This is a genomic window from Photorhabdus machadonis (genome assembly GCF_052657765.1).
In genome coordinates, this window is the sequence record NZ_CP199761.1 from 886,823 (window position 1) to 911,009 (window position 24,187).

At 43.1% G+C, this 24,187-nt stretch carries 20 protein-coding genes and 1 other RNA gene; 8 read left to right on the plus strand and 13 right to left on the minus strand.

The features are described from left to right. Window positions 1-80 precede the first annotated feature (80 nt). On the minus strand, window positions 81-1,499 hold the full coding sequence (locus ACUN2T_RS04220; RefSeq protein WP_445496389.1) for a glutamate synthase small subunit: 1,419 nt from the start codon (window positions 1,497-1,499) through the stop codon (window positions 81-83). Window positions 1,500-1,508: 9 nt separating this feature from the next. Further along, window positions 1,509-5,966 (minus strand): glutamate synthase large subunit, encoded by a 4,458-nt coding sequence (gltB, locus tag ACUN2T_RS04225; RefSeq protein ID WP_445496391.1) that lies wholly within the window; start codon window positions 5,964-5,966, stop codon window positions 1,509-1,511. 745 nt (window positions 5,967-6,711) lie between these two features. Between gltB and arcB the strand changes: the two genes are divergently transcribed. From arcB to mtgA, 3 genes are all read left to right on the plus strand, one after another. Continuing rightward, window positions 6,712-9,054, plus strand: a complete 2,343-nt coding sequence (gene arcB / locus ACUN2T_RS04230) for an aerobic respiration two-component sensor histidine kinase ArcB (protein ID WP_445496393.1) — start codon at window positions 6,712-6,714, stop codon at window positions 9,052-9,054. Between the two features lie 236 nt (window positions 9,055-9,290). After that, window positions 9,291-9,944 carry an isoprenoid biosynthesis glyoxalase ElbB gene (elbB, locus tag ACUN2T_RS04235; protein WP_445496394.1) on the plus strand — a complete coding sequence of 218 codons (654 nt, stop codon included), beginning with the start codon at window positions 9,291-9,293 and terminating at the stop codon, window positions 9,942-9,944. A 4-nt stretch (window positions 9,945-9,948) separates the two neighbouring features. Next, window positions 9,949-10,674 (plus strand): monofunctional biosynthetic peptidoglycan transglycosylase, encoded by a 726-nt coding sequence (gene mtgA, locus ACUN2T_RS04240; protein ID WP_445496395.1) that lies wholly within the window; start codon window positions 9,949-9,951, stop codon window positions 10,672-10,674. Window positions 10,675-10,821: 147 nt separating this feature from the next. Here the strand turns inward: mtgA and dolP are convergent, their stop codons facing one another. Genes dolP through ACUN2T_RS04260 form a run of 4 tightly spaced genes read right to left on the minus strand, consistent with a single transcriptional unit; the run spans window position 10,822 to window position 14,206 of the window. Further along, on the minus strand, window positions 10,822-11,397 hold the full coding sequence (gene dolP, locus ACUN2T_RS04245; protein ID WP_445496396.1) for a division/outer membrane stress-associated lipid-binding lipoprotein: 576 nt from the start codon (window positions 11,395-11,397) through the stop codon (window positions 10,822-10,824). Between the two features lie 10 nt (window positions 11,398-11,407). Continuing rightward, window positions 11,408-11,998, minus strand: a complete 591-nt coding sequence (gene diaA, locus ACUN2T_RS04250; RefSeq protein ID WP_036842149.1) for a DnaA initiator-associating protein DiaA — start codon at window positions 11,996-11,998, stop codon at window positions 11,408-11,410. 24 nt (window positions 11,999-12,022) lie between these two features. Further along, complete coding sequence (locus ACUN2T_RS04255) at window positions 12,023-12,403, minus strand: YraN family protein (protein WP_445496397.1); 381 nt, start codon at window positions 12,401-12,403, stop codon at window positions 12,023-12,025. 60 nt (window positions 12,404-12,463) lie between these two features. Next, a complete protein-coding gene (locus ACUN2T_RS04260) occupies window positions 12,464-14,206 on the minus strand; it encodes a penicillin-binding protein activator (RefSeq protein ID WP_445496398.1) in 1,743 nt (580 codons plus the stop codon). 63 nt (window positions 14,207-14,269) lie between these two features. On the opposite strand from ACUN2T_RS04260, the gene rsmI reads away from it, so the two are divergent. Then, a complete protein-coding gene (gene rsmI / locus ACUN2T_RS04265) occupies window positions 14,270-15,136 on the plus strand; it encodes a 16S rRNA (cytidine(1402)-2'-O)-methyltransferase (RefSeq protein ID WP_445496399.1) in 867 nt (288 codons plus the stop codon). 76 nt (window positions 15,137-15,212) lie between these two features. After that, window positions 15,213-15,587, plus strand: an RNA gene (rnpB, locus tag ACUN2T_RS04270) — RNase P RNA component class A. A 43-nt stretch (window positions 15,588-15,630) separates the two neighbouring features. On the opposite strand, the gene ACUN2T_RS04275 is transcribed toward rnpB, so the two are convergent. Next, complete coding sequence (locus ACUN2T_RS04275) at window positions 15,631-16,332, minus strand: pirin family protein (protein WP_445496400.1); 702 nt, start codon at window positions 16,330-16,332, stop codon at window positions 15,631-15,633. Window positions 16,333-16,442: 110 nt separating this feature from the next. Here ACUN2T_RS04275 and ACUN2T_RS04280 point away from each other — a divergent pair, with 110 nt between their 5' ends. Next, a complete protein-coding gene (locus ACUN2T_RS04280) occupies window positions 16,443-17,339 on the plus strand; it encodes a LysR family transcriptional regulator (RefSeq protein WP_445496401.1) in 897 nt (298 codons plus the stop codon). A 1,244-nt stretch (window positions 17,340-18,583) separates the two neighbouring features. Here the strand turns inward: ACUN2T_RS04280 and ACUN2T_RS04285 are convergent. The 6 genes from ACUN2T_RS04285 to ACUN2T_RS04310 form a co-directional block, all read right to left on the minus strand. Then, a complete protein-coding gene (locus tag ACUN2T_RS04285; protein ID WP_445496402.1) occupies window positions 18,584-18,979 on the minus strand; it encodes a DoxX family protein in 396 nt (131 codons plus the stop codon). Window positions 18,980-19,183: 204 nt separating this feature from the next. Further along, window positions 19,184-19,456, minus strand: coding sequence for a YqjK-like family protein (locus tag ACUN2T_RS04290; RefSeq protein ID WP_445496404.1), 273 nt, complete (start codon window positions 19,454-19,456; stop codon window positions 19,184-19,186). Then, the gene (locus ACUN2T_RS04295; protein WP_445496405.1) at window positions 19,449-19,850 is read right to left on the minus strand and encodes a phage holin family protein; all 402 of its coding nucleotides are present in this window, start codon (window positions 19,848-19,850) and stop codon (window positions 19,449-19,451) included. The genes ACUN2T_RS04290 and ACUN2T_RS04295 overlap by 8 nt, the downstream gene beginning before the upstream one ends. Before the next feature lies 1 nt (window position 19,851). Beyond that, window positions 19,852-20,157 (minus strand): DUF883 family protein, encoded by a 306-nt coding sequence (locus ACUN2T_RS04300; protein ID WP_445496406.1) that lies wholly within the window; start codon window positions 20,155-20,157, stop codon window positions 19,852-19,854. 192 nt (window positions 20,158-20,349) lie between these two features. Beyond that, the gene (locus ACUN2T_RS04305; protein ID WP_445496407.1) at window positions 20,350-21,021 is read right to left on the minus strand and encodes a DedA family protein; all 672 of its coding nucleotides are present in this window, start codon (window positions 21,019-21,021) and stop codon (window positions 20,350-20,352) included. A 304-nt stretch (window positions 21,022-21,325) separates the two neighbouring features. Next, window positions 21,326-21,535, minus strand: coding sequence for a hypothetical protein (locus ACUN2T_RS04310; protein ID WP_445496408.1), 210 nt, complete (start codon window positions 21,533-21,535; stop codon window positions 21,326-21,328). A gap of 90 nt (window positions 21,536-21,625) precedes the next feature. Here ACUN2T_RS04310 and ACUN2T_RS04315 point away from each other — a divergent pair, with 90 nt between their 5' ends. Then, entirely contained in the window at window positions 21,626-22,588 is a 963-nt protein-coding gene (locus ACUN2T_RS04315) for a TerC family protein (protein WP_445496409.1), read from the plus strand. A gap of 289 nt (window positions 22,589-22,877) precedes the next feature. Then, window positions 22,878-24,125: a serine/threonine transporter SstT gene (gene sstT / locus ACUN2T_RS04320; RefSeq protein WP_445496410.1), complete on the plus strand. Its 1,248-nt coding sequence runs from the start codon at window positions 22,878-22,880 to the stop codon at window positions 24,123-24,125. Window positions 24,126-24,187 lie beyond the last annotated feature (62 nt).

The following is a 24,187-nucleotide window of genomic DNA, read 5'->3' on the forward strand; positions in this document are numbered from 1 at the left end:
CATATAAAAATAGTCCGGCTAATATAAATTATAGAGTCGATAATAGGAAGGTATGGGAGCTGGAAAGCTCCCTTTGTTTATTAGATATTGAGGTGGTCGAGAATGCCTTGTGCGGCTTTACGTCCTTCGGCAATGGCTGTTACAACCAGATCTGAGCCGCGAACGGCATCTCCGCCAGCAAATATCTGAGGATTGCTGGTTTGGAAAGGAGTGTCTGAAAACTCTGGTGCAACGATACGCCCCTGTTTATCCAGCGCTATTTTATGGTCATTTAACCAGCTCATTGTATGTGGTTTAAAACCAAATGCCATAATCACGGCATCAGCTTTGAGCAGATGTTCGGAACCGATAATAATTTCAGCTTGGCAGCGTCCATTTTCATCAGGTTGACCTAATTGAGTCCGTACCATTTTTATGCCACAAACTTGACCTGAGCTGTTGATTTCAATGCTGAGAGGTTGCAGATTAAACAGAAATTCTACACCTTCTTCCCTGGCATTTTTCACTTCGCGGCGGGAGCCTGGCATATTAACTTCGTCACGGCGATAAGCACAAGTAACTGAAGCCGCTTTTTGGCGAATAGACGTTCTGACGCAATCCATCGCCGTATCGCCACCCCCGAGAACCACGACCCGTTTACTCTGCATATCAATGAAAGGCTGTGATTGCAGGGGGGGATACCCCATCAAGTGCCGGGTATTGGCAATCAGAAATGGCAGTGCATCATAAACGCCATCAGCATCTTCATTTGCCAGTCCCCCGCGCATTGACTGATAGGTTCCTACACCAAGAAATACGGCATCAAACTGCTCTGTCAGTTCAGATAGGGCGATATCTTTGCCTATTTCAGTATTGAGCCGGAATTCAATTCCCATCTCAGAAAAAATTTTACGGCGGCGTACCATCACCTCTTTTTCCAGTTTGAACGCAGGTATGCCAAAAGTGAGTAATCCACCGATTTCTGGGTGGCGATCAAAAACGACTGCTTGTACACCATTACGGGCCAATACATCAGCACAGGCCAGCCCTGCGGGGCCGGCACCAATAATCGCAACTTGTTTGCCTGTTGGCTGAACTTGTGACATATCGGGCTTCCAGCCCATAGCAATCGCTTTATCGTTGATGTAGCGCTCGATATTACCAATAGTGACTGCACCAAACTCATCATTCAGGGTACAGGCACCTTCACAAAGGCGATCCTGTGGACAAACGCGGCCGCAAACTTCCGGCAGGCTGTTCGTCTGATGGGATAAATCAGCGGCTTCCATGATGCGCCCTTCATTGGCAAGTTTAAGCCAATTGGGAATGTAGTTATGAACAGGGCATTTCCATTCGCAATAAGGATTACCACAGGAAAGGCAGCGATCTGCCTGGGTTTGTGCCTGAATTGCTGAAAATGACTCATAGATTTCCACAAATTCTATTTTGCGGATCTTCAGCAGCTTTTTAGGCGGATCGACGCGTTGTAAGTCGATAAACTGATATACATTCTGGCTCATCTGGGTTCCTTACTGTGCTTGAATTCGCAACTCTGCGGAAGAACGACTGCGATGTCCCAGCAGGGCTTTTACATCACTGGATTTTGGTTTCACGAGTGCAAATTTACTCAACCACTGTTGCCAGTTAGCAAGAATATCTTCACCGCGTTGGGAACCGGTCAGCAGAACGTGTTCAGTGATAAGTCCTCTCAAATGTTCTTCGTGGATAGCTAAGGTCTCTACTGCCAGAACTTCTACCAGCTCTGGGTTGACCCGTTTGCGGAAATCATCATTTTCATCCAGAACATAGGCAAAACCGCCGGTCATTCCTGCACCAAAGTTTATTCCGGTGCGTCCGAGAATGCAGACGATACCGCCTGTCATATATTCACAGCCATTATCTCCGATACCTTCTACAACCGTAATAGCACCTGAATTGCGAACAGCAAAGCGTTCTCCGGCACATCCAGCGGCGTACAGCTTGCCGCCTGTTGCCCCATACAGACATGTGTTACCAATGATGGTTGCCTGGTGGCTTTTGAAGGCAGAACCGACAGGGGGGTGTATTACGATGCGGCCACCGGTCATACCTTTACCAACATAATCATTGGCATCACCGATAAGTGTCAGCTCCAGACCGCCAGCATTCCAGACACCAAAACTTTGACCGGCAGTACCATTGAAATGAATTTTTATTGGAACAGCTGCGACGCCCTGATTACCATATCGGGCAGCGATAAAGCCAGAAAGAGAAGCCCCGACTGAACGATCGGTATTACGGATATCAAAATAGAAAGTTTTACTTTGTTGGCTCTCAATGTAACTGGAGGCTTGAGATAATAAGTTTTTATTCAATGTGCCATTATCAAATGGCGGGTTATTTTCAGTGCAATATAACGTTTTGCCCTGATGGGGTTCAGCTGTTGCTAAGAGCGGCTCAAGATTTAATTTGCTCTGTTTTGCTGAAATGCCTTCCAATACTTCCAGCAGTTCAGTTCGGCCTATTAAGTCAGTCAGATTTCTGACCCCTAATTCCGCCATGATCTCTCTGGTTTCACGGGCGATAAAACGGAAGTAATTCATTACCCTCTCAGGCAATCCGTGGTAATGGTCGCGGCGTAATTTCTCATCTTGCGTTGCAACACCGGTCGCACAGTTATTCAGGTGGCAGATGCGCAGATATTTGCATCCAAGGGCAACCATGGGACCGGTGCCGAAACCGAAACTTTCAGCACCAAGAATGGCCGCTTTGATAATGTCCACGCCTGTTTTCAATCCACCATCTACTTGTAAACGGATCTTATGGCGCAACCCGTTGGCAACCAGAGCTTGTTGGGTTTCTACTAATCCTAATTCCCAGGGGCATCCGGCATATTTCACCGATGACAATGGACTGGCACCAGTTCCGCCATCATAACCTGCGATGGTGATTAAATCGGCATAAGCCTTGGCAACACCCGTTGCCACAGTACCAACGCCTGGTTCTGAAACCAGTTTTACTGAGATCAGCGCATTGGGATTGATCTGTTTTAGATCGAAAATCAACTGAGCCAGATCTTCAATAGAGTAAATATCGTGATGCGGTGGTGGAGAAATAAGTGTTACGCCTGGTACGGAATAACGTAGTTTTGCAATATACGGTGTGACCTTATCACCCGGTAATTGCCCGCCCTCCCCGGGTTTAGCACCTTGGGCCACTTTAACCTGAATCACATCAGCGTTGACCAGATAAGCGGGTGTCACACCGAATCGGCCGGAAGCAACTTGTTTGATACGGGAAACTTTTTTTGTACCATAACGTGCGGGATCTTCTCCACCTTCACCGGAGTTGGAAAAGCCACCCAATGTATTCATTGCTTCAGCCAGAGCTTCGTGTGCTTCAGGGCTTAATGCCCCAATCGACATTGCCGCAGTATCAAAGCGTTTAAACATCGCTTCGGCGGGTTCTACTTCTTCAATGGGGATAGGTTCATCTTTTGTTTTTATCGCCAGCAAATCACGGATTGTGGTCACTGGGCGCTGATTAACCAAGCGGCTATATTTCAAATAATCGTTGTATTCGCCACTGTGAACCGCAGATTGTAGAGTGCTTATGACATCTGGGTTATAAGCGTGGTATTCGCCGTTATGCACATATTTCAGTAACCCTCCCTGATCAACTGGATGGCGGGGAAGCCATGCGCGTTTGGATAAGTTTCGCAGATCCTGTTCAAAATCGCTGAAGTTAGCACCACCAATCCGGCTGACAACACCATTGAAGCAAAACTCAGTTAATTCAGCGTGTAATCCGACAGCTTCAAACAGTTTAGAACAGCGATAGGAGGCGATAGTCGAGATGCCCATTTTCGACATGATTTTATATAGCCCTTTATTGATACCATTGCGGTAGTTGAGCATGACATCAGCATAAGGTTTATTAATCGTGCCATTATCGACCATTTTGGCCAGTGATTCGTAAGCCAGATAAGGATAAATCGCTGTTGCACCAAACCCCAGTAATACAGTGAAATGATGTGGATCACGGGCACTCGCTGTTTCTACTATCAGGTTGGTATCGCAGCGCAGGCTTTTTTCTACCAAACGGTGCTGAATGGCACCAACAGCCATAGGGGCCGGTATGGGTAACTTCTCCGGTGTAATATTGCGGTCAGACAATACCAGCAATACTGCGCCATCTCTGGCGAGTTGTTCGGCTTGGTCACACAATGCAAACAGCGCATTTTGCAGATGAGTTTCCTGCGCATTGAAAGTTAAGTCTAATCGTTCTGCACGATAGTGTGGGCTCTGTTGCGTTGTTAATTGATGAAAATCAGAGTAAAGCAGAATAGGGGATTTAAAACTTAGACGATGTGCCTGTCCTTCTGCTTCACAGAATACGTTCATCTCCCGTCCAATACAGGTAGTGAGAGACATAACATGCGCTTCGCGTAATGGATCAATTGGTGGGTTAGTGACTTGAGCGAATTGCTGGCGGAAATAGTCATAAAGAATCCGAGGACGGCTGGAAAGTACAGCAAACGGCGTATCATCACCCATTGACCCTGTGGCTTCCTGACCATTCTCTCCCAGGCCTCGGATAATTTGATCCAACTCTTCATTACTGTAAGCAAATTGTTTGTGATAGACCGCCAGTGATTGATCGTTCAGATCCCGGTGGCCGGCTTGAGCTTCCAATAATTCGTCAAAGGGGATCAGGCGCTTGACGTTTTTATCCATCCATTCTTTATAGGGATGGCGGCTTTTCAGGTCATTGTCTGTTTCTTCTGCATGGAGGATACGGCCTTGTCGAGTATCAATCACCATGAGTTCACCGGGGCCGACTCGTCCCTTTTCTACTACTTCATCGGGCTGATAATCCCAGATACCGACTTCGGAAGCACAAGTGATCAGCTTATCTTTAGTGATGACATAACGTGCCGGGCGCAAGCCATTACGATCCAGATTACAGGCAGCATAGCGGCCATCTGACATGACAATACCGGCAGGACCATCCCATGGTTCCATGTGCATAGAGTTGAAATCAAAGAACGCTCGCAGATCCTCATCCATATCAGGGTTGTTTTGCCACGCAGGCGGGACTAGCAACCGCATAGCACGGATTAAATCCATTCCGCCATTGAGAAACAGCTCCAACATATTATCCAGCGAGCTGGAATCTGATCCTGTTTCATTGACAAAAGGAGCGGCAGATTGCAGATCAGGAATAAGTGGGGTTTTGAATTTATAGGCTCTTGCCCGCGCCCATTGACGGTTACCGGTGATGGTATTTATTTCACCATTATGAGCAAGATAGCGGAAAGGCTGTGCCAATGGCCAGCGTGGGACGGTATTGGTTGAGAAACGCTGGTGGAATAGGCAAATGGCTGATTCCAACCGTAAATCAGCCAGATCAGGATAGAAACGGGGCAAATCTGCCGCCATGCACAGTCCTTTATAGATAGTCACCAGATTGGACAAACTGCAAACATAAAAATCACTGTCGCTGATGCGTTTTTCTATTCGGCGGCGGGCAACGAATAAACGGCGTTCTAAATCACAAGCGCGCCAGCCAGCAGGAGCATTAACAAAAATCTGTTCGATACGGGGGAGGCTGGAAAGGGCTATTTCGCCCAGAATATCCCTATTAATTGGTACTTCACGCCAGCCAACGACTGATAGCGTTTCATTTTGCAGTTCCTGTTCGACTATTTCCCGGCAGTTTTGGGCAATCTGAGGGTCCTGGCTGAGAAATAGCATACCGACTGCGTAATTGCGGGCTAAACGCCATTCGTGCTCCTGTGCGACCATCCGAAAAAAACGGTCGGGTTTTTGCAGTAATAAACCGCAACCATCGCCGGTTTTACCATCTGCCAGGATTGCACCACGATGTTGCATTCGTGCCAGTGCATGGATAGCGGTACGGACTACTTTGTGGCTTGGCTCCCCTTCAATATGGGCTATCAGTCCAAAGCCACAGTTATCCTTTTCTTGAGATTTGTTATATAGCATAGTGTGAACCTCCCCAGGTTCTGTCCGACTCTCACAGAAACTCACAGAAATTTGTGAGATGAATATTTTTACAGGCGTCTGAATTGCGCCCTCAATCAACTGCCACCTGTCTATTTCTATGAACAGGCGGTACTGAAATAATATTATGTCACTGCATAATTATGGTTCAGATGAGGATCTGACGGATGATTTCTAGTGACTTCCCAAGTTAACGAGAAATGTAGATTAGGTCAAATATAGCCGGAATACGATAAATGTAGGCGATAAAATGATATAATATCATGATTTTTAAATAAAAAAATCAATATGGAAGTTGTGTGATATAGATCATGTTAGGATTTTAATGTGAGTCATATCACTAATATTAGTGTAATATCTGTTTTATATATACTGTTAAATGTTTATTTGTTGGTTTCAAATTCCGACAAATATAAACTAAATAGAATAAATATATATATTTATTTCTTTATAAGAATAAAGTTTTATCTTTTTGTGGTTATCAAAAAGAGTGAAAAGAATTTTATGCTTAATTTATCAATGAATTTGATTATTTATTCACGCTTGGATTGTGCGAAAAGACCGGCAGGGGTAAAAAGCCAGAATAATGTTTGGGAAGTCATAATCAAAACCATTAAATAATACTATTGTTTTACCCGATCAACAATTTCTGTATTCCTTCAACGAAGTAGCGGGCTTTTTACGGTATGATTTGGATTGGTCATATTTAACGGGAGTCTTTAATGAAATGAAGCTGCTTAGGGGCCTGGCCCAATATTATGTTGATTTAATGATGAAATTGGGGTTAGTACGCTTCTCTTTACTGCTTGCATCTGCGTTAGTTGTTCTTGCTATGGGTGTACAGATGGTGGTCACTTTTCTGCTTCAGGGAGGAGTGCAAAGTATTGATTTGGTTCGCTCAATTTTCTTTGGTTTGCTGATTACTCCTTGGGCCGTCTATTTCCTTTCGGTTGTTGTTGAACAGCTTGAAGAATCCCGCCAACGATTATCCAAATTAGTTGAAAAATTAGAAGTGATGCGTCAGCGTGATCGGGAACTTAATCAGCAACTAAAAGACAACATCATCAAGCTGAATCAGGAGATCTCAGAAAGAGAAAAAGCTGAACAGGCGCATCTGATATTGTTGGATAAACTAAAAGAAGAGATGAAGCACCGTGAGCAGACTCAGATTGAATTGGAACAGCAATCTATATTACTGAAATCTTTTCTCGATGCTTCTCCTGATTTGGTCTATTACCGTAATGAAGATAATGAATTCTCTGGTTGTAATCGGGCGATGGAATTGCTGACGGGTAAAAGCCAGAAACAACTTGTTGGGTTAACACCAAACGATGTTTATGACAAAGAAGTTGCCCGCAAGGTGATGAAAACGGACGAAAAAGTGTTCCGTCATAATGTTGCCCTGACTTATGAACAATGGCTGGTTTATCCCGATGGACGAAAAGCTTGTTTTGAACTGCGGAAAGTCCCTTTTTATGATCGGGTAGGGAAAAGACACGGGCTTATGGGGTTTGGGCGCGATATAACGGAGCGTAAGCGTTATCAGGACGCTTTGGAGAATGCGAGCAGGGATAAGACGACTTTTATCTCAACGATTAGCCATGAGCTTCGTACGCCTTTAAATGGCATTGTTGGTTTGAGTCGTATTCTGCTCGATACTGAACTGACCTCTGAACAAAATAAATATCTGAAAACGATTCATGTCAGTGCTATCACGCTTGGCAATATTTTCAATGACATTATTGAAATGGACAAAATTGAGCGGCGTAAAGTCCAGATTGATAATCAGCCAATTGACTTTACCGGTTTTATGTCCGATCTGGAAAACCTCTCCGGGCTGCTGGTACAGCCGAAAGGGATTAAATTTGTGATGGAACCAGAGCTGCCATTACCTGCCAGAATCATGACAGATGGTACTCGCTTGCGCCAAATTCTGTGGAACTTGATTGGCAATGCAGTGAAATTTACTCAAAAAGGCGAGATTAATGTTCGAATCTGGTATGAAAAGGGTGAGCGTTTGTTGTTTGAAGTCACGGATACGGGGATTGGTATTCCACTTGATGAGCAAGAGAAGATCTTTGCAATGTATTATCAGGTGAAAGGCAGTCATGGTGGTTGTCCGGCAACGGGAACCGGTATTGGACTGGCTGTATCCAAACGTTTAGCTCAAAGTATGGGAGGCGATATTTTGGTGGAAAGTGAGCCGGGACAAGGTTCTCGATTTACACTCTCTATTATTGCTCCTGCTATGGAAGAGAGTCTGCCATGCAGAGAAGATACAGAAGATTGCCCACTTCCGGCTTTGCATATTTTGCTGGTAGAAGATATTGAGCTGAATGTGATCGTTGCTCGTTCAGTACTGGAAAAATTGGGTAACAGCGTAGAAGTCGTTATGAATGGTAAGGATGCTCTGGAAGTGTTCAAGCCAGGGGAGTTCGATCTGGTATTACTTGATATTCAGTTGCCTGATATGACCGGATTAGACATCGCTCGGGAATTACGTGAGCGATACGCCAAAAAGGATCTGCCCCCACTTATTGCGCTGACTGCAAATGTTTTAAAGGACAAAAAAGAATATCTGGATGTGGGCATGAATGGCGTGTTGAGTAAACCGCTGTCTGTGAATGCCTTAACTGCCATTATTGAACAATTCTGGGGAGAACAGTCTGTGCATCATATGAAGCCAGAAGAAGAGGAGTCAGGATTGATGAAAGATGAAGATTTACTTGATATAGAAATGCTTAATCAATATATCGAGCTGGTTGGACCTCAATTGATTCGCGATAGCCTGAGTGTATTTGAGAAGATGATGCCGGGATACCTATCTGTGTTGGAATCGAATATGACAGCTAAAGATCAGAAAGGCATCACGGAGGAAGCACATAAGATAAAAGGTGCGGCGGGGTCGGTTGGATTACGTCATTTGCAGCAACTGGCTCAACAGATTCAATCACCTGATTTACCTGCATGGTGGGACAATGTTCAGGAATGGGTTGATGAGTTAAAGCAAGAATGGAGAAACGATACGGAAATTTTAGGGGAATGGTTGGCAGGCGCCGAAAAAAAATAACCCCAACCGAGGTTGGGGTGCGCGAATACTGCGCCAACACCAGGGAAAACTTTTTACACGCCTATCTAATGCATCTTTGTTGCGGCGAGTAAATGGGGAATTCTCCGTACATCATACAAGTACCAACATAGCAAAGATAAGATTTTTTGTTACAAGATTCATTAAAATCTGTGATGAAGATTGGTGTTTAACCCCCTAAAGGGTTAAGCAATAATCGACTACAAATGGAGTGAGCTATGAAATCAGTTGCGGTTGTCTTAAGTGGATGTGGTGTATTCGATGGCAGTGAAATTCATGAATCAGTATTGACTATGCTTTCTTTAGATCGTTTAGGTGTTAAAACGAGCTTTTTGGCACCTGATGAGCCACAACGTCATGTTATTAATCATATTAGCGGTGAAGGAACTGGCGGAGAACGTAACGTCCTACAGGAATCAGCCCGTATTTCAAGGGGAAAAATCGAGTCTTTGTCTCAAGCAAATGCAAATGAGTTTGATGCCCTGATCATTCCTGGGGGATTTGGTGTTGCAAAGAATTTATGTGACTTTGCTGCTAAGACAGTTGATTGCGAAATAAATAAAGATTTATTAAGTTTAGTGAGGGCTATGCATAAACAACATAAACCTATGGGGTTTATGTGTATTGCACCGGTTATGTTGCCAAAACTACTTAATACACCGGTGAAACTAACTATTGGTAATGATCCTGAAACTGCGGCTCAAGTGGAGGCAATGGGAGGCGTTCATATCGTTTGCCAGGTAAATGATATTGTTGTTGATTTGGAAAATAAAATTGTTACAACTCCAGCCTATATGCTTGCTGAATCTATTTCTCAGGCGGAGGAGGGAATTGATAAACTTGTCAGAAAAGTATTGGAAATGACTGAGTAACTGGATGAGAAATCCTTTGCAATTTTTATGGTGCTGGCTTAAAAAAATCGTAATCTCAGTTATTATCTTATGGATAGTTTCTGTTGTTGCGTTTTCATTCTTGCCAGTGCCATTTTCTATGATTATGGTTGAGCGCCAAATTAACGCTTGGTTATCAGTTAATTTTTCTTATGTATGTCATTCTGCCTGGGTAGGGCACGAACAAATATCCCCAAATATCGCATTGGCTGTTATTGCTGCTGAAGATCAAAAATTTCCACTGCATTGGGGATTTGACTTTGATGCTATTGAAAATGCCCTTGAGCATAATCAAAATAACTCTGGTAGGTTGAGAGGGGCTTCAACGATTTCTCAGCAAACGGCCAAAAATTTATTTTTGTGGGATGGACGTAGTTGGTTGAGAAAAGGATTGGAAGCTGGAATGACCTTTGCTATTGAATTGGTATGGTCAAAAAGCCGAATTCTGACGGTTTATCTTAATATTGTAGAATTTGGTGATGGTATTTTTGGTGTTGAAGAGGCATCCAGATACTATTTTCATAAATCAGCCAGTAAATTGACTGCATCAGAAGCTGCTTTACTCGCTGCTGTATTGCCTAACCCGCACCGCTATAAAGTTAACGCCCCTTCGGCTTATGTTTTACAGCGTCAACAATGGATTTTGCGACAAATGCGGTTGTTGGGCGGCGTGAATTACCTTAAGAAAAACGAGTTATTGAAAAATAATTAAGGGAAGAATGGCAGGTTACCCAGTTTTATGTTGGATATTTGACGTCGGATAGTAAAAAAGGGAAAGCGTCCGCGTCAAAGAATGACGCGGCTTAATATATCCAGGGTAGATTTATGGTGCTATCCCCCCCTCAGTAATATGCTTAGCTTAATTCAGATAAGTAAACGCAGTTGTTACCCGCTTAACACCATCAGTTTCGCTGGCAATTTTCGCAGCGGCGTTACCTTCTTGTTTAGTCAGAATACCCAGTAAAAAGACCTCACCGTTTTCTGTAACGACTTTTATGTTGGAAGACTTAACAGAATCACTGGTCAGAATTTTTGAGCGTACTTTAGTGGTAATCCAGGTGTCTTTAGAAGCCGTACTTAATTCAACAGGTTTCCCCTGACGAATTTCATTGTACACAATATGAGCTCCATCAACACGCGATGCTATCTGTTTTGCACGGTCTGAAAGGTTTGAGTCCGGGCTTTGGCCTGTCAGCAAAACTTTCCCTTGATAGGCGGTGGTAATAACACGGATACGCTCTTTGATCTGCTTATCTTTGTTAAGTGCATTACTGACACGCGCTTCCAGCGTCCCATCGTCAACCTGTTGACCAATAGTACGGGGGTCGGTTGCGCTTTTAGTCGCTACAGCGGCAGAACCTACCACAGCTGCACCAATACATCCTTGTAGCATTACTGCGGCACAAACCGTAGCTAATAGGGAGAAAAATCGCATTATTGGCTCCTTAGTCATCCTGATGGGGAAAGAGTGTATTATCGATTAAGTCACACAGGCAATTAACGGTCAGCATATGCACTTCTTGAATTCGGGTGCTGCGATGAGATGGGATACGAATCTCCACATCTTGTGGCCCTAACAAGCCAGCAAGTTCACCACCATCATAGCCGGTAAGGGCGACAATCGTCATATCGCGGGTTACAGCCGCTTCAACGGCTTTAACAATATCCCGGCTATTTCCATGAGTGGAAATAGCCAATAACACATCGCCTGGCTGACCTAATGCTCGTACCTGTTTAGCGTAAATTTCATCATGTTGTTTACTACTTGAAATCGCTGTTATCACCACATTATCTGCGTTAAGCGACAAGGCAGGCAGACTTGGGCGTTCAGTTTCAAACCGGTTGATCATATTGGCAGCAAACCGCTGGGCAGTTGCAGCAGAACCACCATTACCACAGCAAAGGATTTTGTTACCATTCAGCAATGACTGAACCATCATTATTGCGGCCCGGGAGATAGCATCAGGTAATGCTTCTGCGGCTGCAATCTGAGTTTGAATACTTTCTGTAAAACAGACTTTAATTCTATCCAGCACGTTTATAACCTACCCAGTATCATTTTAGCGAGCGAACTCATTTTGATTGAAAGCATTTGGCAACCATATAAATTGTTGACCAGTAATAGCACAAATATCAAAGCGACAAGAAGTGGTTTCAAAACATTCACCACGTTGAAACAGCCATACTGCGGCAGCGTGTAATAATTTTTTACGCTTGCTGCGGGTCACTGTCGCCAGTGCATCACCATATTGCTCTTGTTTGCGAAAACGAACTTCAATAAAAACCCAGGTCTGTTTGTCTTTCATAATCAGGTCAATTTCACCACCATGAACTTTTACATTCGCAGCGATAAAAGTTAGCCCCTGTTTTTGCAAAAACAACTTTGCCTGCGTTTCATAGTTACGTCCCAGCAAATAACTTGTTGGCTTTTTTATTTTCATCCTGAAAAGAGTTAGTTGAATTTAAATGCCGCCTGATAACAAGCGGTAATTAATGCTTAATTAAATGGCAGTGATTTGGCCTTGATGATATTGCATCCATGAAAGCTGCCGAAAAATTGCGCAGTTCTCCTGAACAGACAGCATCCCTGAGGCACCATTGAGATGGAAATCACTTTGAAGTTGAACCTGATTGAACTGATTTGCTAATGACCAGGCATCAATACCCATAGCGTAGAGACGCATCAAAGAGTAATCATTGGCAAATTTACCGGCTGCTTGTTGCATCAGTGGCAGGTTAGCGCCAGCGATTAATGGAATGTCGCTGAATTGCATTCCTTCCATCTCCAGACGGAAATCAGGACCAGCGCCAGCCTGATTACTGCGGGAACTTGCATAAAGGGCCGGTTTGTTGCGGGAACTGATTGCCATATCAATCATTGGCTTAATCAGAGTCAGTTCATCCAAAGTGGAAATAATATAAACTGCGTCCACTGAACCGCCGGCAGAAGTAGGAACAGCATCTGTATTTATCTGGGGAATTTCCAGATCACCAATAGTGGTTGATACAGGTTGATTGTTTGTTGCACTAATGGCTGTTCCAGTCAGGCGAATACCTGTACCTCGATTAATTAACTGTTTCAGTTCGGCGGAAGAACCAAAGGTTTGTTGCAGAACGGTATGCCCACCTTGTTTTTGCCATTCTTGTGCAAATGCCTTGGCGATCCGGTCACCAAAAGTACCTCGGGGAACGAGTATCAGAGGATTCTGTTTTTGTTGCTGCCAAATATGTTCTGCGGCATTTTTCGCTTCATCTTCTGGTGACAGAGAGAAATAACAGATATTGGGCCGGGGTTGCGCATTATCTAACTCGTTCAGCACTAGCATGTTTAATGGTGTATTCATCTGAACCAGTTTAACCACATCTGGTTTAAGTAACGGCCCGACAACTAAATTCACACCGTCTTGTTCAGCCTGAATCAATAAATTTTCCAATGGCTGGCTCGTTGTGTCATAGATTTTGACCTGTTGTGTGTTAACCGGCACATTGGCTATGACACGCGTTGACTGAACGGCTGGTGGTGTTGATTCAACGGGAACCGCTGCATTTGACAGGGCATCGGCAGAAACCACGGTATCTGACGTATTATCGTTGGTTGCTGTAGATAAATTTTCTGGGTTTTCTGTTGGCAGTAATGGGGTTGGCAAACCAGCCTGAGCATCAAGAAAGCCCTGACGGATTGCTTCACCGAATACTTTTGCCTGACCGCTTAATGGCAGGAACAGTGCAATACGGATGTCAGTACCTTGCGATTGGATGGCGGCGGGTTGTAACTGGGTTGGGAGTGACTGCGTGGCTGGGTTTTGTGGATAACGAATTTTCCAGTCACGGATAGCTGCTTGTAGTTTGTCAGAGTCCTGTTTGTTATCCTGATAGGTACTGAGTAAGTCTAGCCAGCCTTGCAGAATATTTTCATCAGCGTTGATGACCAACCCACTGCGATTTTGTGGTGAAAGACGGGTTAGCATTTGCCAGGTATCATCAATATTTTTTTGATGAGCGGCATTGTCTTTCAGAAGTGGTTCCTGAGCGATATAAGCACGGATGACATCCAGAGAAGGTTCGCCACTAGCGGCATCAATGATGGATTGATAACGGGCGATTTCTGTACTGACTTTGTCCTGAGTTTGCAAAGGTTGTTGTCCCTGTTGGTCAGGCACGGTACACCCTGCGATGATCATAACTGCCAGCATAGCTGAACAGACTAAACCAGTTTTGATACGCACAAAAATTGAGGAAAGCATACTGTATCCAGCGATGTTTTTTTCAAAGATGCTCAATTTTAAATCGGTCATTCGGATGAAACAATGAATCAACCCAATCGAGCAGTGGTTACGACATCCACGCTATATGTTGTGCCAACCCCCATTGGAAACCTGGGTGATATCACTCAGCGTGCGCTTGAAGTTCTTGAGCATGTCGATCTGATTGCGGCCGAAGATACGCGACATACCGGCTTGTTGCTTCAACATTTTGCCATTAATGCGCGCATGTTCGCACTTCATGATCATAATGAACAGCAGAAAGCAGATCAATTAATTACGAAACTTCAGCAGGGGCAGAGTATTGCATTAGTCTCTGACGCGGGAACGCCACTGATTAATGATCCTGGTTATCATGTGGTTCGCCGTTGCCGTGAAGCGGGTATCCATGTTGTTCCTCTACCAGGGCCTTGTGCGGCTATAACCGCATTATCTGCTGCGGGCCTGCCATCAGATCGTTTCTGTTACGAAGGATTTTTGCCGGCTAAGCGTAAAAGCCGGAAAGATACTTTACGGGCTTTGGAGCAGGAATCGCGGACGTTAATTTTTTATGAGTCCACTCATCGTCTAATCGAGAGTTTAGAAGATATGGTTGACGAGTGGGGAACTGAACGTTACGTCGTTCTGGCCCGGGAATTAACAAAAACTTGGGAATCGATTCATGGTATGCCGGTAGGTGAGCTTCTGGCATGGGTTAAGGAAGATGAAACCCGTCGCCGTGGTGAAATGGTGTTGATCGTTGAAGGTGATAAAAAACCGGATAACGAAGCTTTACCTCCAGAGGCATTAAGAACGTTGGCGCTCCTTCAGCAAGAGCTGCCGTTGAAAAAAGCGGCTGCTCTGGCGGCAGAGATCCATGGTGTGAAGAAAAACGCGCTTTATCGCCATGCTCTGGGACAGCATGAAGAGTAACAACAGTTGTTGATAAACAGGCAGATAATGAGTAAACGCCTATACATCGTTTGTTAAACCTCTTATAATCTGCTGCGGAGTTGACTAGACAGTCGCTGCTTTGCCATCGTCCTTTGGACGATAGGTAGAGGAGAGGAAAGTCCGGGCTCCACAGGGCAGGGTGCCAGATAACGTCTGGGGGGTGAAAGCCCACGACCAGTGCAACAGAGAGCAAACCGCCGATGGCCTGCTTATGCAGGATCAGGTAAGGGTGAAAGGGTGCGGTAAGAGCGCACCGCGCGGCTGGTAACAGTCCGTGGCACGGTAAACTCCACCCGGAGCAAGGCCAAATAGGGGTTCATTAGGTACGGCCCGTATCGAACCCGGGTAGGCTGCTTGAGCCAGTGCGTAAGTGCTGGCCTAGATGAATGATTGTCCACGACAGAACCCGGCTTATCGGTCAACTTCACCAATTTAACCCCATCAGGTTTAGCCTTGATGGGGTTTTTATTTTCTCAAGCGGCTAGATCAATTAACAACCCTTGGAACTCAGTATCTGCTTTTAACACCAGACGATTTTCTTCATGAATAAAAGCGCCATCTCCACATTTAATCAAAGCATTATCCTTCGAATTGCCTGTTATTTTGATATTGCCGTTCAGGGATTGCAGATAAGCATTTTTTCCTTTCAATTGCAGATGATGAGCTTGATTCTTATTAAGAGAAATATGATTTACCCATACTTGCTGACGCAATTGCATACTGCCATCTTCTGCGGTTGGAGAGGCAAGCATAGTTAATGGCTGTTCTGGTAACGCCATCCGTTGCAATGGTAAACTTTCCTGTTGCGGGAAGGCATTTAGCCAAAGCTGCAAGCGGGTCAGTGGCTTATTAGCACTGATATTATGTTCACTGTAGCTGATTCCTTGGCGGGCAGAAAACAGTAAACATTCTCCCTTGTAAGCTCTGACATGATTGCCTTCGCTATCGCGATATTCGACTTCGCCTTGCAGAATAATATTCAGTATATCCACATGGGGATAAGATTTAGGCTGGAAAGCGGCTTTTGGTGCGATAACCTCCTGATTCAGTACACGTAGAGCGCCATAACCCAAAAACTTTGGATCAAAATAGTGACCAAATGAAAATGTATAACGGGCTTGTAGCCAACCATAGTCAGCTTTTCCACATTGCTTTGTTGTTCTATTTATAATCATGATGGCGGTTACCTTCAAAAAACACACACTAACAATAGTAATTATCTGGACGGCGAAATGTTAGCCAGTTAATCTGGTCACCATATTCAAATTTCCTGATTGAGAAAAATATGAGCAAAGAACGAGCGCTTACACTGGAATCTCTACGGGTCATGGATGCGATTGACCGGCGGGGAAGTTTTGCTGCGGCAGCTGATGAGCTTGGCCGTGTTCCTTCTGCACTGAGCTATACGATGCAAAAGCTGGAAGAGGAGCTGGATGTAGTGCTGTTTGACCGTTCGGGTCACAGGACCAAATTCACCAACGTTGGCCGTATGTTGCTTGAGCGTGGACGTCAATTGCTTGAAGCTGCGGATAAATTAACCGCTGACGCAGAGGCATTAGCGCGGGGTTGGGAAACTCACCTGACAATCGTTTGTGAGGCACTGGTCCCTGCTTCTTTATTGTTCCCCTTGGTGGGCAAACTTGTTCAGAAATCGAATACCCAGCTCTCTCTATTGACTGAGGTCTTGGCGGGGGCATGGGAGCGGTTGGAAACAGGCCGGGCAGATATTGTTATTGCGCCAGATATGCATTTCCGCGCATCGGCAGAAGTGAATTCACGTCAGCTTTACAGCATTACCAATGTCTATGTTGCCAGCCCTGACCATCCTATTCATCAAGAGCCGGAGCCTTTGTCTGATGTAACGAGGGTGAAGTATCGTGGTATTGCTGTGGCAGATACCGCAAGGGAACGCCCGGTCTTGACGGTTCAGTTATTAGATAAGCAACAACGTTTAACGGTGAGTTCGCTGGAAGATAAACGTCGGGCTCTTTTAGCCGGGTTAGGGGTTGCTACGATGCCTTATCCTATGGTGGAGCAAGATATTACGACGGGCCGTTTACGGGTGATTAGCTCTGAATACAGCCACGAGACAAATGTCATTATGGCATGGCGACGAGACAGTATGGGGGAAGCTAAATCCTGGTGTTTGCGGGAAATCCCTAAATTGTTTGCGCACCGCTAAGATAGATGAAAAAGCCGGAAAAATCCGCCATGATCTTCCGGCTTTGTTATCTACTGTGAGAATATTCTTGCCAGGCCAGAATGATATTATTGTATTATTAATATGATATGGGGTGTTTTAAGTATATACCCGTCATCTTTCAAGTTGCCTCTTTGTTGGCTGCACTCACTCACCCCGGTCACATCGTTATCTATGCTCCCGGGGATTCGCTCCTTTGCCGCCGCGATCCATCTTGAAATCCATAGGGTATAGTAGTTATTATAATCTGTTATTCTCGATATTCATTTTTCAACTTGCGAATAAGTTAATAATATAATTGCATGGTGATTTAACTGATATGTTTCTATATCTTACATTTATAGATCTAAAATAAAACATCTATGCTTTTATAAGTAATTTATATAAATTTAAGATTTTTATTTCTGTCAGTAAGATAAAATAGTGAAAATATATTATAAAACCTTTTTATTACTCTATAGATGATGTGGGGTTAAATGTAGTAATACGATAGTATTTATTAAGATAAATAGATTATTGGATAATTAAGGCTAAAGTATGATTGTAAAATTTAATAATAAAAATTTTGTATGGTTATGGTTGCGATTATTCGCCTTTAATGGGTTATAAATTAATTTTTTAATGTAATCAATTTGTTAGGTTTTGTTTATTCGTTTTTTAGCTGTGTTAAATGATGTGTAAATGGCAAGTCATATTCTTGTTTTTTATTTTATAATGATTTTTATTTATTTAAATCCCATAGTAAAATCATGAGGTTATTATGGGATTTAACGTAATGTAAATTCTGTTTTTATTATATTATTAAAATGTTTTTATTTGTTTTTCAATAATTTAAAAATATATGTTTTAAGATATTTTTATTAATAATTTTAATTCAAATTCAGATATATTTTTATTTTAATGTATTTTGTGAAAAAATGCATTGAATAATGTTGTTATGGGGTTAATATATAAATTTATTGAGATTTTAGTGTTATTGTTTAACTTGATTGCGCTTTTTGTTATTGTCATTAATATTTTGGCGAAATGTATCATGTTTTATCGGAGCTACGATGCTTTAATAAAGCAAACCGAAAAATCTGTTAGATTTTCCGGTCAGCTATTTATCTTGAAACTTAATATGAAATCGTTATCTAATAGGATAGTTGAGCAAAGTGGGCGTTTGATGGTTTTACTCTTTACCTAAAAATGTTATTTCTCAGATTCAGAACAGCAACAACAGTATATTACCAATTTTTATTCATCAAGCGGTCAATACTGAATTTACCTGGACCGATGATAGCCAGTAACAGGTAGCCACCGCCGATAGTCAGGTTTTTTAGAAAAATAGTCTGGTTCATACCTTCAGCAAAATTGCTGTGGAAAAGTAAGGCAGTCAGAATACAGAAACCAAAGGTAAATAGTGCTGTTGTACGGGTTAAGAAACCGAACAGAACGGCTAGGCCGCCACCCAGTTCAAGCAAGATAGTCAGCGGTAATAAAAAGCCAGGAACCCTCATCGCTTCCATATATTGTTGAGTGCTAACATAGGCATCGCCTAATTTTCCATAACCTGCAACGATAAACAGGATTGACATTAAAATACGGGCTAATAGCAAGGTTCTATCTTCAAATTTTTTCATTAACAACTCCAGGGATACAGGTAAAGTAGTGATGATTAGTCGGTACTAACTTGAAATAGCACAATTTGCTAATCATTAAGGAATGGAATGTATATTAAAGAGAGGAGAGCTTAGTTGTAAGCAAGGATTATTAACAATTTTATACAAAGTTTTTGAATGTGAGTAATGTTGTTGATAATCAATAAGATATATTATGAAGAATTATTACTTCTTCCTTTTTAGTATCTTCAATGCACCAATGACTCGGCGGGTCCAGCGATAGAATTTCACTGGGTGACGAAGACCATATAAAGAGAGGGTACTGGCCCCGAGTAGCAGATAAGATTTTAATGACAAAAGCTTTTGCCAGCCTTTGTCATAGGGGTCAGTGATATTTCGCCAGTGCTGAGTATCGTTAGAAAGTATAATTCGTTGTAACAGGATGCTTTTGAGTAATTGCTGTTTTTTTAGTTTTCTTTTTTGGCTCTGTTTACTCATTACTGTGATCCTCCAGCATCTCTCTATCAATCCTTAATTGCTCGCGGGTTGCGTTGAGTAATGTTGAATGACGGGATTTCCTGATGGTCCATATCAGGCCAATGAGCGCCAGGGTCAGCAAAGTACCTGTGGTGATGGCTAATGCAGTAAGACGCCAGGCTGGATCGACAGCCCAAAAAATCAGAACAAGTAGACACATCAGACCAAAAGCGGTAAACAGCAATGTCAGACCGACCATTAATATCAGTTGTATCAGGGTTGCTTTTTCTTTTTCCAGTTCTACAACGATCAGCTGTAAGCGGGTTTCTACCATCCTGATAATGATGGTGGCAATGCGTTGAAGAGAATCAAGGACCCCTTTACCGGGGCCTTGAGATTTGGATGGGTGGTTCATATTAGCGTTTAGCCAATAACACACCTAATACGACAGCCGTTACTGCACCGATGCCGATACTTGTCCACGGTTTTGCGTGAACGTAATCATCAACATGACGAGCCATCTCTTTAGTTTGCATAACGACTTTATCACTGACAGTGCCAAGTTTCATGCGAGTTTCTTCGAGCAGGCTTTCTACTTTGTTGCGGATTTTTTCCAGTTCGGTATCGGATTTATCACCGGAATTTTTGATCACTTCCTCTAGTGTTTTCGATAGGGATTTTAATTCAATGCGTAAGTCTTCAGCAGTTTTGTTATGTACCATGTAAATTACTCCTTATGTAGGTGTGTATATTTGACTTAGTCGGTCGATTTTCCAGACGCTGGAAAAGACTATGATTAAATATAGCTTATATTTTAGAAGGTGAATGAAAAACATTAGCGTTATTTTACTATCCTGCCGCAAACGATACTTTTGTTTGCGGCATGGGGAGATTTAAGGGTTTTTCAGAAGGAATTACTTTTTTTGAGGGGGTTGGCACGTTTTTTTACGTAATACAACTAACAAACTGCCGCTAAAACCAATAATTAGTAAAGCAAGTGGCAGTAATATCAGGAAATTCATTACCAGATCTTCATACTGACGAAAAATGGGGGTTTTACCGAGTGCATAGCCCAAAGAGGTTAGGATAACGACCCACAGGAAACCACTGAGCCAGTTAAAAAACTGGAAACGACTATTTTGCAGACCCGTCAGGCCCGCAAGTGTTGGCAGCAAGGTTCGTATGAATGCGAGGAAACGGCCAATAAGTAAAGCAGACAGGCCGTGGCGGTGAAAAAGACTGTAAGCTCTTTGGTGATAATGAGCCGGCAAGTGAGAGAGCCAACCTTGTACTATCCTGGTATTTCCTAACCATTTCCCCTGAAGATAACCGACCCAGCAACCTAAGCTTGCTCCGGTGGTTAATATAACAAGCGTTACTGGGAAACTCATCGCACCTTTGGCAATTAATACGCCAACCAATATAAGTAAACTGTCTCCAGGTAAAAATGCTGCGGGAAGCAGGCCATTTTCAAGGAAGAGGATCAAGAATAGCATGATATAAATGGCCCATAGTAGGGATGGATTGGCCAGAGTTTCATAATCCTGGTGCCAAAGTGCATATATAAGTTCTTTTACTATTTCCATCAGGTGTTCCTAAAATGCCTTTGTTTGTTCATCCTGAAAGCATGGGGCTAAACTGATTAAATTGCATCCTGTTGTAGTTATTTGGCCGGTTATAACGCCTTTTCAATCCGTTGAAAGAGGAAAATGGCATGGCCTGCGACACTGTAACAAAATCAAGAGTGACTAAACAGAAAATTTTGGCGATCAATTGAACATTGATTGAAATGGAATAATAAACTTGTTTGATGCGATTAGTTTATTGGATTTTTAATTTAAATTAATCGCTATTTTCTCACTATTTTATTTGCGGTTTATTGGTTACTGTCTATGAGTCAATATTTTTTGCGGTGGTAGATTGATTCTTGTGTGAATTTGATTTACTTTTCACCACAGCAAAGGGGAGTAACTTCCTTGCCGGTTTATCGTCATTACGATGCAATAGCATCCGGTAGCCGGGCAACCTTGAACTGATACCTGGTGGTACATTTTCTGTGTTGTAAGTGAGACCTTGCCAGAAGGCGAGGGTTGCTTGCAATACATCCACCTCCATTGCGTGGGGAAGAAATATAGCAACGGCTGGCGTCTTCTGAGACTTCGGCCGTTTTTGTTTATGTAGAGAAAGAAAATGAACTCAGTGGGTAGTCCTGTCTTATGGGGAAGTTTCGCCGTTTTAATTACGATTATGCTGTTACTGGATCTGCTCTTACAAGGGCGTAAGAAAGAGCAGGCAATGTCATTTCGTCAAGCTGCTGTCTGGAGCGTAATTTGGGTAAGTCTGTCGCTCTTATTTGCATTAGGATTATGGTGGTATTTCAGAGAAACTGTGGGGGAAACTGTTGCCAATAGTCAGGCAATGGCTTTTCTTACGGGTTATTTACTTGAAAAAGCACTTGCTGTTGATAACGTGTTTGTCTGGCTGATGTTGTTCAGTTATTTTGCTATTCCGGCAAATTTGCAACGCCGGGTGCTTATTTACGGTGTCTTAGGTGCAATTGTGCTGCGTACTGTGATGATCTTTGCAGGGAGCTGGCTGGTTTCTCAATTCAGTTGGATACTCTATCTGTTTGGCATCTTTCTGCTGGTTACCGGTGTTAAGATGGCGTTGGCAAAAGAAGATGACGCTCTAGTCGGTGATAAACCTTTTGTCCGTTGGTTAAGATCGCGTATTCGTATGACGGATAATCTGCACGGAGAACGTTTTTTTATTAAAGAAAATGGTTTGTTATACGCGACACCATTGATCCTGGTTTTGATTATGGTTGAAATCAGCGACGTTATTTTTGCTGTAGACAGCATTCCAGCTATTTTTGCAGTAACAACAGACCCTTTTATTGTTCTGACTTCTAACCTTTTCGCTATCTTAGGATTACGTGCAATGTATTTTCTGTTGGTCGGTGTGGCAGAGAAATTCACAATGTTGAAATATGGTTTATCAGTCATTCTGGTATTTATCGGTATTAAGATGCTGTTAATGGATGTTTATCATATTCCTATGGGCGTTTCTCTGGGGGCTATTGCGAGTATTTTGACAATAACAATGATTATTAATGTTTGGATAAATAAGTATAAAGCTAAAGAGATCCAGTAATCAGGTAACTATTTTTTAACAGATAACCCTATTTTCCTGAACGGGAATATAGGGTTTTTTCTGGTCTTAGGTTACTGAAAAATGGTTAAACATAAAAATAAATAATTGTGCTCTGTAAATGTGTAAATTGCCGTTTTGATCACACAAATGTGAATGTATTGTTAATAAGTGCTGGAAGGGTTGTATATTTTAACTGTTTCTGCTTTTCACCCTTCTTGGTTTCCCTATACTGAGGCAGCAAACACAGAAAATACAATTTTAGTAGAACAGTTAATAAAATGGGTCAGTTATGGAAAAACAAAAGCGTGGCTTCGTGCATTACATTGCACAAGGGAGCTTGGTTAAACAAATTTTGATCGGTTTAATTGCAGGGATACTGTTAGCGTGGTTGGCACCTTCGGCTGCTAAGTCAGTCAGTTTGCTTGGGACGTTGTTCGTTGGTGCCTTGAAAGCAGTTGCCCCGGTATTGGTATGGATTTTGGTTATGTCTTCTATTGCTAACCATAAAGAAGGCCAGAAAACCAATATTCGTCCAATTCTTGTCCTCTATATTCTGGGTACTTTTTCCGCCGCTTTAGTTGCTGTGGCCGGTAGTTTTATGTTTCCGTCACAACTGGTGCTGGTTGTCAATGATGCTCAGATGTCTCCTCCTGAAAACATAATGGAGGTGATTAAAGGGGTATTGGGCAATGTTGTCGCTAATCCGGTGAATGCGTTACTGAACGGTAATTATGTCGGTATTCTTGCCTGGGCTATTGGTTTGGGGATCGCACTGCGTCACGCGAAGGATTCAACTAAATCTCTGATTCATGATATGTCTGAAGCGGTTACTCAGGTTGTTCGGGTCGTAATCCGTTGTGCACCTGTTGGTATCTTCGGTCTGGTATCTTCAACTATCGCAGAAACCGGTTTTAATACTTTACTGGGATATGTCCAACTGTTGGTTGTGTTACTGGGTTGTATGCTGGTTGTCGCATTTGTTGTAAACCCGCTGATTGTTTACTGGAAAATTCGTCGTAATCCTTACCCACTGGTATTTGCTTGCTTGCGTGAAAGTGGCGTGACGGCATTTTTCACTCGCAGTTCGGCTGCGAATATTCCGGTGAATATGGCTATGTGCCGCCGGATGAATTTGCATGAAGATACTTATTCGGTTTCCATCCCGTTGGGGGCAACGGTCAATATGGAGGGCGCTGCGGTGACTATCACCATCCTGACGCTGGCTGCGGTCAATACGCTTGGTATGCCGGTTGACTTGCCTACGGCATTGTTGCTAAGTGTGGTGGCTTCAATTTGCGCATGTGGTTCTTCTGGTGTGGCGGGAGGTTCCTTACTGTTGATCCCTCTGGCCTGTAGTATGTTTGGTATTTCCAATGAAATTGCTATGCAGGTTGTGGCAGTTGGTTTGGTTATTGGTGTATTGCAGGATTCGGCGGAAACGGGTCTAAACTCTTCTACCGATGTATTGTTCACCGCCGCCGTTTGTCAGGCTGAGGATGACCGTCTGGCGTCGGATCAGCTAACTCGGCGTAATTGATTGAAGTTTTCCGGTTGAAGTCAAAAAGGCAGTAATAGGTAAGAAGAATAAAACGCCCGCGC

Bases quoted from the DNA above. Each gene is read 5' to 3' on its own strand.
- ACUN2T_RS04220 (WP_445496389.1), bottom strand. From the start codon at position 1,499: ATGAGCCAGAATGTATATCAGTTTATCGACTTACAACGCGTCGATCCG.
- gltB (WP_445496391.1), bottom strand. From the start codon at position 5,966: ATGCTATATAACAAATCTCAAGAAAAGGATAACTGTGGCTTTGGACTG.
- arcB (WP_445496393.1), top strand. From the start codon at position 6,712: ATGAAGCTGCTTAGGGGCCTGGCCCAATATTATGTTGATTTAATGATG.
- elbB (WP_445496394.1), top strand. From the start codon at position 9,291: ATGAAATCAGTTGCGGTTGTCTTAAGTGGATGTGGTGTATTCGATGGC.
- mtgA (WP_445496395.1), top strand. From the start codon at position 9,949: ATGAGAAATCCTTTGCAATTTTTATGGTGCTGGCTTAAAAAAATCGTA.
- dolP (WP_445496396.1), bottom strand. From the start codon at position 11,397: ATGCGATTTTTCTCCCTATTAGCTACGGTTTGTGCCGCAGTAATGCTA.
- ACUN2T_RS04255 (WP_445496397.1), bottom strand. From the start codon at position 12,403: ATGAAAATAAAAAAGCCAACAAGTTATTTGCTGGGACGTAACTATGAA.
- ACUN2T_RS04260 (WP_445496398.1), bottom strand. From the start codon at position 14,206: ATGCTTTCCTCAATTTTTGTGCGTATCAAAACTGGTTTAGTCTGTTCA.
- rsmI (WP_445496399.1), top strand. From the start codon at position 14,270: ATGAATCAACCCAATCGAGCAGTGGTTACGACATCCACGCTATATGTT.
- ACUN2T_RS04275 (WP_445496400.1), bottom strand. From the start codon at position 16,332: ATGATTATAAATAGAACAACAAAGCAATGTGGAAAAGCTGACTATGGT.
- ACUN2T_RS04280 (WP_445496401.1), top strand. From the start codon at position 16,443: ATGAGCAAAGAACGAGCGCTTACACTGGAATCTCTACGGGTCATGGAT.
- ACUN2T_RS04285 (WP_445496402.1), bottom strand. From the start codon at position 18,979: ATGAAAAAATTTGAAGATAGAACCTTGCTATTAGCCCGTATTTTAATG.
- ACUN2T_RS04290 (WP_445496404.1), bottom strand. From the start codon at position 19,456: ATGAGTAAACAGAGCCAAAAAAGAAAACTAAAAAAACAGCAATTACTC.
- ACUN2T_RS04295 (WP_445496405.1), bottom strand. From the start codon at position 19,850: ATGAACCACCCATCCAAATCTCAAGGCCCCGGTAAAGGGGTCCTTGAT.
- ACUN2T_RS04300 (WP_445496406.1), bottom strand. From the start codon at position 20,157: ATGGTACATAACAAAACTGCTGAAGACTTACGCATTGAATTAAAATCC.
- ACUN2T_RS04305 (WP_445496407.1), bottom strand. From the start codon at position 21,021: ATGGAAATAGTAAAAGAACTTATATATGCACTTTGGCACCAGGATTAT.
- ACUN2T_RS04315 (WP_445496409.1), top strand. From the start codon at position 21,626: ATGAACTCAGTGGGTAGTCCTGTCTTATGGGGAAGTTTCGCCGTTTTA.
- sstT (WP_445496410.1), top strand. From the start codon at position 22,878: ATGGAAAAACAAAAGCGTGGCTTCGTGCATTACATTGCACAAGGGAGC.